Source organism: Kutzneria sp. 744, from assembly GCF_000568255.1.
Lineage (GTDB): Bacteria > Actinomycetota > Actinomycetes > Mycobacteriales > Pseudonocardiaceae > Kutzneria.
Map to the genome: position 1 here is coordinate 6352153 of NZ_KK037166.1, position 9929 is coordinate 6362081.

General features: G+C 70.6%; 6 protein-coding genes and 1 pseudogene. All 7 read left to right on the top strand.

Features of this window, described 5'->3' with window-relative positions; genetic code table 11:
* Positions 1-16 precede the first annotated feature (16 nt).
* Positions 17-1705 (top strand): MGDG synthase family glycosyltransferase, encoded by a 1689-nt coding sequence (locus tag KUTG_RS64025; RefSeq protein ID WP_063753576.1) that lies wholly within the window; start codon positions 17-19, stop codon positions 1703-1705.
* Entirely contained in the window at positions 1702-2412 is a 711-nt protein-coding gene (locus tag KUTG_RS28845) for a polysaccharide deacetylase family protein (RefSeq protein WP_043721194.1), read from the top strand. Before KUTG_RS64025 ends, KUTG_RS28845 begins: the two co-directional genes overlap by 4 nt.
* A 30-nt stretch (positions 2413-2442) precedes the next feature.
* Positions 2443-3357, top strand: a complete 915-nt coding sequence (locus KUTG_RS28850) for a hypothetical protein (RefSeq protein ID WP_043721197.1) — start codon at positions 2443-2445, stop codon at positions 3355-3357.
* A gap of 164 nt (positions 3358-3521) precedes the next feature.
* A complete protein-coding gene (locus KUTG_RS28855) occupies positions 3522-5033 on the top strand; it encodes an LCP family protein (RefSeq protein ID WP_052395532.1) in 1512 nt (503 codons plus the stop codon).
* A 42-nt stretch (positions 5034-5075) separates the two neighbouring features.
* Positions 5076-6296 carry an MFS transporter gene (locus KUTG_RS28860; RefSeq protein ID WP_157494839.1) on the top strand — a complete coding sequence of 407 codons (1221 nt, stop codon included), beginning with the start codon at positions 5076-5078 and terminating at the stop codon, positions 6294-6296.
* A gap of 219 nt (positions 6297-6515) precedes the next feature.
* A complete protein-coding gene (locus KUTG_RS28865) occupies positions 6516-9659 on the top strand; it encodes a S8 family peptidase (protein WP_052395533.1) in 3144 nt (1047 codons plus the stop codon).
* Positions 9660-9720: 61 nt separating this feature from the next.
* Positions 9721-9929 (top strand): annotated as a pseudogene (locus KUTG_RS61760) (hypothetical protein); the annotation flags it as partial.

Genomic DNA, 9929 nt, shown 5'->3' on the forward strand with positions numbered 1-9929 from the left:
GCGAGGCTGGAGATAGGTGAACCGGGTCGTCATCGTGTCCGCCAGCGTCGGCGCCGGCCATGACGGCGCGGCGCGGGAACTCGCGCGCCGGTTGGCCGAACACGGCCACAGGGTGGACATCCACGACTATCTGGACCTGTTGCCGGGCTCGATGGGACGAGCGTTGGGCGCGGCCTACCTGCGCCAGCTGCTGGCCGTGCCGCGCAGCTGGGACGTCCTGCTCAAGGTTCTGCAACGGTCACGCCTGTTCGCCAAGCTGATCTGCCTGCTGTTCAGCGTGACCAGCCGGCCGCTACGCCGAGTGGTGGCCGGGGCCGATCTCGTGGTGTCCACGCATCCCTTGCCCAGCCAGACGTTGAGCCGTTTGCGGTACAAGGGTCGCGTGACCGTTCCGGTCGTGACGTACCTGACCGACATGTCCGTGCACCGCCTCTGGGTGGCTCCGCACGTGGATCTGCACATCGCGTTGCACGAGGTCGCCGCCGAGCAGGCCCGCCAGCTGGGCGCCAAGCGCATCGTCGTCACGGGCCCGGCGGTCGGCCCCGCGTTCCGGCCGGCCGCGAGCAACGCGGAACGCCTGCGGGCACGGCAGAAGTTCGGGCTGCCGGCCGAGGGTCGGCTGGCGCTGGTCGCCGCCGGGTCCTGGGGTGTGGGCGACATTGCCGACACGGCAAGGGAAATCGCCGCGACCGGGGCCGCGACGCCGGTGGTGCTGTGCGGTCAGAACGAGTCGCTGCGCCGCGAGCTGGCCGACGGCATCGCGCTGGGCTGGATCGACGACATGCCGACGCTGATGCGTGCCTGCGACATCGTGGTGCAGAATGCCGGCGGCCTCAGCTCCCTGGAGGCGCTGGCCACCGGGCTGCCGGTGATCACCTACCGCTGCCTGGCCGGCCACGGCCGCACCAATGCCGCTGCGCTGGACGAAGCCGGCCTGGTGCGCTGGATCCGTGACGAGAACGACCTCGCGCGGGCGCTGACCACCAGGCCGACCGAGGCGGCGTTGTCGGCGACCTGCCCGAGCGTGGTGCTGGACGCGGAGATGGGCCACCGGGAGCCGGCCCGCCGCCGGCGCCGGCGGCTCGCGCTGGCCGCCGCGTCCACGGTGGCGGTGCTGTGGCTGGCCACGGTGGGCGTCAGCCTGGCCGTGGCCGGCGGCTTCCAGTCGATCGGGCCGGCCAGCCGCCGCGGCGGCGCGGTCTATGTCCTGGTCGCCGTGGACAGCACAAAACCGATGTCGAAGCAGACCATTCACAAGCTGGCCGTCGCCCACGGCGCAGCGGCCGTGAGCACGACCGTGCTGCGCACCCAGCCGGAAACCGTGCGGGCATTGGCCAAGGCCGGCGTGACGATCGTCAACGCGGCCGACGGAGCCCCTTACGAGACCGGCGTCTTCACCGGCCGCGGCTCGATCGGGCAGGTGGCCACGGGCATCGCCGCGGTCACCGGGCGGTCGCCGCGGCTGATGGTCAGCAACGGCGAGCTGGACGCCGTCGACCTGGGAATCGTTGCCATGCACCGGGAACGCATCATCGTGCCGGCCGCGACGGTGCACTGCGGGGCGGCGATGGGGCACGGCATGCGGGGGGTGATCCTGGTCGAGTCGACCGGCGACTGCGACCTCGGAGCCACCCTGGACGCGCTGGCCGCCTTGGCACACCGGCATTCGGTGCGGCAGGCGTCGATCGAGGAGCTGTCGGCATGATCCGTCCCGTGCTGGCCGGCGCGACCGCCGCGCTCCTGGCGCACGCGCTGCCCTCAGCCCTGGCGTCCGCTCCGTTGCGGCAACGGATCGCGCCGCGGCTCAGCGGTGTCGGTGAGCAGACACGGGTGGCTCTCACCATCGACGACGGCCCGCATCCCGTTGCCACGCCACGGTTTCTTGACGTGTTGGCCCGGCAGAACGTGCACGCCACGTTTTTCCTGCTCGGCCAGGAGCTGGTGCGCAACCCGACGCTGGGCAAGGAGATCGTCGCCGCCGGGCACGAGATCGCCGTGCACGGGTGGGAACATCGGATGTTGGTGCTGCGCGGGCCGTTGGGCACCCGCGACGACATCACCCGCGCCTACGAGTACATCGGCGAGGTCACGGGTGTGGTCCCGCGCTGGTACCGGCCGCCGTACGGGGTGCTGTCCACCACCGCCGCGCTGACCGCCCGCAAACTGGGCCTGACGCCGGTGCTGTGGACGTCCTGGGGCCGGGACTGGGAGAAAAGCGCCAACCCCGACTCCGTCTACGCCACCGTGGCCAAGAGCCTGCGCGGCGGCGGAACCGTCCTGCTGCACGACTCCGACTGCACTTCCGTGCCGGGTTCGTGGGCGGCGACCCTGGGCGCGTTGCCGCGCATCCTCGCCGAGTGCGACCATCGGGGCCTGAAGGTCGGGCCGCTGCGGTCACACCAGGTGAGCTGAGGACGCCCGAAACCGGGGGGTCACCGAGCGGTGCTGACCGTTGACGCGGCAAGGATCGGCGAGCTGCTGTCGTTCGACGTGCTCGTGCCGACCCTGCGCACCGCGTTCGCCCACGGGCAGCGGGCCACCGTCGCGCCGCAGCGGCACCGGCACCGGGTGGACAACGAGCTCGACGCCACCATGCTGATCGGCGCCTCGTGGACGCGCAACTACCTCGGCGTCAGGGTGAGCACCGTCTTTCCGCGCAACGTGGTCGCCGACCTGGAGTCGTACTCCTCGACGTATCTGCTGTCACACGGCCGGACGGGGCATCCGCTGGCTGTGCTGGACGGCGGCGAGCTCACCCGGCGTGCCACGGCCGGTGTCTCCGCCCTCGCGGCCAGTTACCTTGCCCGGCCGGACACGAAAACGCTGCTGGTGATCGGCGAGGACCGCTACGCCCGGGCCGCCGCGCAGGCGTACCAGGCGGTGTTCGACCTCGAACGACTGCTGGTGCTGGGCGAGAGTGCCGGTTTCGTCTGCGACGGCGTGATGGTGGCGGCCGTCACAGATCTGGAGGCGGCCCTGGACGCCGCCGACGCAGTGGTCTGCGCCACAGTCGCGACCTCGACACCGGTGCTGCCCGGCGCGTGGGTGAAACCCGGCACCTTCGTGCATCTCGCGGGGAGCTTCACGCCGTACACAAGGGAAGGCGACGATGCCCTCATCGCCGACGCGTCGGTTTTCCTCGACACATCCACGGCCCTGACCGAATCCGGCGACCTGGCCCAGCCGGCCGCCGCCGGCATCTCGCCCAAGGTCCGCGGCACCCTGTTCGACCTGTGCTCCGGCGCCGTCGCCGGGCGGCTGGACCAGGGCGAGGTCACGCTGTTCAAGTCGGTCGGCACGGCCATTGCCGACCTCGCCACGGCGGCGGTGGTTCACACTTCTGTACCCTCGCGGTGAGAGTCAGTTCACTCCGTCCTCACGACGGGCAGGGGGCGTCCTGCCCGACATGTAGCCTGGCGCATTGCAACCAGCCTGGTCCGGACGGCGTCTGAACAGCATTCGGGGACCGGAAGAGTTCCGGTGGTGCGGGCGTGGGTTCGACGAAGGGGTGGGTTGGTCGCATGGTGGGCACAGGCGCGCGGATAGCCCTCATCGGCGGCAAGAGCGTGCTGGCCGCGGTGTCGGTGCTCGTGCTGGGCACCACGTACTACGGCTGGTCGACGATCTCCAACGCCGAGGCGGGCATCCAGCACGCGGACGTGATCGACACCAAGACCCCGCCGAAGACGCCGGGTCAGGACATGAACATCCTGCTGGTCGGCATGGACAGCCGGACCGACGCGCACGGCGACCCGCTGCCCCAGAACCTGCTCGACTCGCTGCACGCCGGCCCCGACGAGGGCGAGATCCAGACGGACACGCTGATCGTCGTGCACGTGCCGGGCGACGGCACCGCCGCGTCGGCGTTCTCCATCCCGCGCGACTCCTACGTCAACATCGTCGGCGAGCAGGGCAAGGACAAGATCAACGCCGCCTTCGGCTACGGCTACCAGGAGGCCGAGGCCGATCTGCGCAAGCGGGGCGTGACCGACAAGAAGCAGCTCACCCTCGGCTCGATGGACGGCGGCCGGAAGAAGACGCGGCAGACCGTCGAGCAGCTCACCGGCGTGACCATCGACCACTACGCCGAGGTCAACCTGTTCGGCTTCGCGCAGATCAGCGACGCCATTGGCGGCGTGCCGGTGTGCCTGCAGAAGGACACCTACGACGACATGACCGGCGCCCGGTTCAAGGCCGGCCAGCAGACCGTGCAGGGCGTGGCCGCGCTGCAGTTCGTGCGGCAGCGCCACGGCCTGATCAACGAGCTCGACCGCGAGCACCGCCAGCAGGCGTTCCTGGCCTCGCTGGCCCACCAGATGCTGTCCACCGGCGTGCTGACCAACCCGAGCCGGCTCAACACCATCATCCAGGCCGTGCAGAACGCCGTCGTCGTCGACTCCGGCTGGCAGCTGCTGGAGTTCGCCGGCGAGATGCAGGGCCTGTCCGGCGGCAGCATCACCTTCAACACCATGCCGGTGACCAATGTCGACGGCAAGGCCGGCGGGGCCGACGTCGTGATCGTGACGCCGAGCGACGTGCAGGCCTGGGTGAAGGTCCTGTTCAGCAAGGTCGGCAAGCAGGCGACCAGCACCGCGCCGGCCACGACCTCGACCACCACCGCGCCCGGCGCCAACGCGTCGATCACCGTCGACGTGAGCAACGCCAGCACCATGGGCGGCCTGGCCGGCCGGGTGTCGACCTTCATGGTCGGCCAGGGCTACGGCAAGGGCGATGTGCTCACCGCCAACGCGAAGCGGGCGACCTCGCTGGTCGAGTACGCGTCGGGCGACAAGGCCGCCGCGCAGAAGGTGGCGACCGCGCTCGGCGACCTGCCGATGGCCGTCAGCTCCTCGGTGAGCCCCGGGCACGTGCTGGTGCTGCTGGGCAACGCCTACCACGGGCCGGCTTCCGGTGCGGCCGAAGGCGTCGCCGGCAGCCCGCAGTTCAAGATGGCGCCGGGCAGCACCGCCACCACGACGGTGACGCCGGACCGGCCGCAGATCGACGCCAGCGGCGTCACCTGCATCCCTTAATCGGTGGCGCGGCCGCGCTCTCGGCGGTCACTATGACGCTTCGTGACCGTTCTCGACCTGCGCCCTTGGCGGACCTCGCGCGACTACCGCCTGCTGTGGTCGTCGGGTGCGATCTCGGTGCTGGGCAGCTTCATCACCTACGTCACGGTGCCGTTGCAGATCAAGGAGCTCACCGGCTCGTACCTGGCGGTCGGAGCCATGGGCCTGGTCGAGCTGGTGCCGATGATCGTGTTCGGGCTGTACGGCGGGGCGCTGGCCGATGCCATGGACCGCAGCAGGATCGTGCTGCTGTCCGAGGCCGGCCTCGGTGCGGTGTCGTTGGTGCTGCTGGCCAATTCCCTGCTGCCGCACCCGATGCTGTGGTTGATCTACGTGGTGGTGGCGCTGGCCGCCGCGCTCGACGGACTGCAACGGCCGTCGCTGGACGCCCTGCTGCCCCGCATCGTGCCGCGTGATCAGCTGACGGCCGCGATCGCGCTCAGCTCGATGAGGTTCAGCGTCGGCGCGATCGTCGGCCCGGCGATCGGCGGGCTGATCGCCGCGACCTTCGGCGTCTCCATCGCGTACGGCTGCGACCTGGTGTCCTTCGGTATCGCGCTTGTCCTGCTGGCGCAGCTGAAAGCGGTGCCGCCACTGTCCGATGCGGACAAACCGTCGCTGCGTGGCATCCTGGAAGGCCTGCGCTACGCGGGAAGCCGGCCCGATCTGCTGGGCACGTATCTCGTGGACCTGGCCGCCATGATCCTGGCCATGCCCAACGCGCTGTTTCCGTTCCTGGCCGACGAGCTGGGCGCGCAGTGGGCGCTGGGCCTGATGTACGCGGCCACGTCGGTCGGCGCGCTGGCGGTGACCGTGACGAGCGGGTGGACGTCGAAGGTGCACCGGCACGGCCTGATGGTCGTGCTGGCCGCCGGCGTGTGGGGGTTGGCGATGGCCGGCGCCGGCTGGGCGCAACCGGTCTGGCTCGTTCTGTTCTGCCTGGTGATCGCCGGTGCGGCCGACTGCGTCAGCGGGCTTTTCCGCAGCACCATGTGGAATCAGACGATCCCCGACCACCTGCGCGGCCGGCTGGCCGGCATCGAGCTGCTCAGCTACACCGCGGGCCCGCAGCTGTCGCAGATCCGCGCCGGCGGCATGGCCAGCCTGATCGGCGCCCGACCGGCGATCTGGACCGGCGGCCTGGCCTGCGTGGTGGCCGTGATGGGCTCGGTCGGGCTGCGCGGGTTCATCCGCTACGACGATCGTTTGCGACCCAACGGGTAGGAAGTCGGCTGATTTCCGCTCAACCGACGGCAAACAGGCCATTACGGACAGTCCGATAGGGCGGGTTTCGGTCGAACGGGCAGCACCCGGTCGCGCCGTAGTCGATCGGGGGTAGACGCGTGGTCAGGCGGCGGCCGAGGATCGGCACGGTCTCAGACGTAGATGTGGGGCCACGTTGACACTCATTATAGAATCGGTCCGGGGTACTGCATTTATGTTGTGGTCTCCGCGGCCGCCGACGCACAGGCCACCGCGCAGAACGTCATCGTGGTGATGCGCGACCAGCATCCGGATCTCAAGCCCAAGGTGCAGTCCGACCAGCGGTCGGCGGCGGTGACCGGCGACCAGAAGCCCGTGGTGCAGGACCTGTCCGCGCACGGCGCCACCGACGTCAAGCAGTTCAGCACGGTCAGCGCCGTCTCGGCCAAGGTCAAGCCGGCCGAGGCGGATCGCCTGCGCGCCAACCCGAGCGTCGCCGCGGTCGTGCCGGATCTGACGATCAACCGGCCGCGCACCACCGCGGACTTCAAGCCCAGCCAGCAGATCTGCCCGCCCGACCCCGGAAAGCCCTTGCTGGAGCCGGAAGCCCTTGACCTCACGCACACCACGCAGGCCCAGAAGACGGTCACCGGCAAGGGCGTGAAGGTCGCGTTCCTGGCCGACGGCATCGACGTGGACAACCCGGAGTTCATCCGGGCCGACGGCAGCCACGTCATCACCGACTACCAGGACTTCTCCGGTGACGGCGTGAACGACTCCAGCGGCGGCGGTGAGGCCTTCGGCGACGCCAGTTCCCTTGCGGCGCAGGGCTCCCGCACCTACGACCTGTCGACCGAGCTGCCGTTCTCCAGCCTGCCCAAGGGCTGCGACATCCGGATCAAGGGCTTCGCGCCGGACGCGGAACTGGTCGGCATCAAGGTGTTCGGCGAGAACGGCACCTCGACCTCGGCCATCCTGCGCGGCATCGACTACGCCGTGAACCACGACAAGGTGGACATCCTCAGCGAGTCCTTCGGCGGCAACCCGTTCCCGGACCCGACCACCGACCCGATCACGCTGGCCGACGACGCCGCCGTGGCCGCGGGCGTGACCGTGGTGGCCTCCAGCGGTGACTCCGGCATCTCCGGCACCGTCGGCTCGCCGTCCAGCGGCTCGCAGATCATCTCGGTCGGCGGCACCACGGCCGAGCGGCTCAACGCCCAGGCCTACGGCTTCCCCGGCTGGACCAGCAACAACATCGCCGGTCTCTCCTCCGGCGGCCCCACCTTCAACGGCAAGGTGCCCGACCTCGTCGCCCCCGGCGACGGCGGCATGGCCGCGTGCACGGTGGATCCGCGCTGGGACGACTGCACCAGCGCCACCGAGCCCTTCGGCGGCACCAGCCAGTCCGCCCCGTTCGTGGCCGGCTCGGCCGCGCTGGTGATGCAGGCCTACGAGCGGGCTCACTACGGCGCCAAGCCGTCGCCCGACCTGGTCAAGCGCATCCTGACCGGCACCGCCACCGACCTCAACGTGCCTTCCGACCAGCAGGGCGCGGGCCTGGTCGACAGCGACGCCGCGGTCAGGGCCGCGCTCGGGCAGGGCGGTCTCGTGCCGTCGGTGGACCAGATCGACCTGGCCGGCAAGGCCGGCAGCAGCCAGCACACGTCGATCACGTTGACCAACACCGGCTCCAGGCCGCAGGTCGTCACCGACAGCTCGCGGACGGTCGGTGGCACCACGTTCAACGACACCCGAAGCATCGCCATCACGGCACCGTCCTCTTCGGACAAGCTGCCGCCGCAGGGCGCCGCGGCCGCCGCGCCGGTCACCTTCACCGTCCCGCCGGGAACCCCGTTGCTGGACATGACGATGGTCTGGCCGGGCACCCAGGACTCCGGCCAGCTGTCGGTGATCCTGAGCGACCCGAGAGGCCGCTTCGTGCAGCAGTCCTACGACTTCGGCTTCTCGGACAACCAGTTCGTCAGCGTGCACGACCCGGTGCCGGGCAAGTGGACCGCCAGCGTGGTGTGGAGCAACGGCCGTTCGCACCTCCAGGAGCCGCCGCTGACGCCGGGTTCCTTCCGGGGCAACGCCTCCATTCAGTTCGTGGGCAAGAAGTTCACCTCGGCCGGCATCACCGGCACGCCGGTCAAGGTCGTCCCGGCCGGCGGCTCGGCGACGTTCGACTTCACGGTTCCGTTGCCGGCCAAGGCCGGTGACGTGCCGTCGTCCATCCAGTTCGACACCGCCGGCCAGCACCTGAGCGTTCCGGTCAACCGTCGCGCCCTGATCCCCGCGAATCCGGGGCAGGACAACAAGTTCGACGTCACCGTGATCGGCGGCGTCGGCCGTGACGTCGGCGGCGAGAAGGGCTTCTACCTCGACGTGCCGGGCGGCCACCAGAGCCTGAGCGTCGACCTGGCCGCGCCGGACCCCGGCACGCCGATGGAGTTCTACCTGGTCAGCCCGGACGGCCAGATCCTGTCCGGCGACGAGAACGCCGCCGAGTCGGTGTGGAACGACGACGGTTCGAGCAAGGCCACCGGCGGCGGCACGCTGACCGTGAACCAGCCGAAGGCCGGGCGCTGGCAGCTGCTGGTGATCCTGAGCCTTCAGGTCAGCGGCAAGGAGTTCAGCGAGCAGGTGACCGGCAAGGTTCGGTTCGACACCGCTGTCGCGAAGGCCAGTGGCCTGCCCGCCACGGTCAAGGCCGGCCAGAGCGTGACGGCGTCGGTCGACGTGACCAACACCGGGTCGACCGGCCAGTGGTTCTTCCTCGACCCGCGGCTGGCCGGTCAGTCCACTGCGGACCTGAAGCCGGTCGCCGGCGGCTCTGTGGTGGCGCTGCCGGACAACGCCACCGGCTCCAAGCCGCCGACCTGGCTCATCCCGCCGCACACGGCCAAGGTGACCCAGTCGGCGACCGCCTCGCAGCCGGTGGACCTCGACCTGTTCAACACCAAGGGCGCGCCGGAACGGCTGGCCCTGGCCACCAACCGGCCCGACCACGCCGTCTCGGTCAGCGCGTCGGCCGACCAGGTGGCGACCGGCAAGTGGGCCTCGGACATCGACGCCGTGGGGCCGTTCCCCAACGGCGCGCCGTCCGGCACCGGCACGATCACGGCCAGCATCGTCACCGCGCCGTTCGACCCGGCCTTCTCGTCGGACACCGGTGACTTCTGGCAGCAGGGGGTCGGCGGTCCCGCCGCCAAGCCGGTGTTCGTGCCGGCTGGGGCGACCCGCACCATCAAGATCACCATCACGCCGACCGCCGCGGCCGGCGCGAGCGTGCACGGCACCGTGTACGTGGACACCTACAACCCGCTCGTCGGCGAGGGGGCCGAGCTGATCGGCATCCCGTACGGCTACACCGTCAGCTGATGGGGTGAAGTCGCCGCCGCACCGGCCGAACCGGTGCGGCGGCGACCCTAAACTCCGGCCCGTGCTCAACGGCGTCGCCCTGGTGGCCCTCCTGTCCGCGGCGACCCTCGCCCCCGTCCCGGCTCCCCAGACCTGCCGGGATGTGGCCGTGCCCGTGACGATGCCGGTGGCCGGCCGGCAGACCGTCGCCGGCTCCCTGTGCTGGGCCGGGGACAAGCCCTCGGCGACGGTGCAGATCCTGTTGGCCGGGGCCACGTACAACCGCTCGTA

Excerpts from the sequence above, each read along its gene's own strand:
- KUTG_RS28845 (WP_043721194.1), top strand. The coding sequence starts at position 1,702 with ATGATCCGTCCCGTGCTGGCCGGCGCGACCGCCGCGCTCCTGGCGCAC.
- KUTG_RS28855 (WP_052395532.1), top strand. The coding sequence starts at position 3,522 with ATGGTGGGCACAGGCGCGCGGATAGCCCTCATCGGCGGCAAGAGCGTG.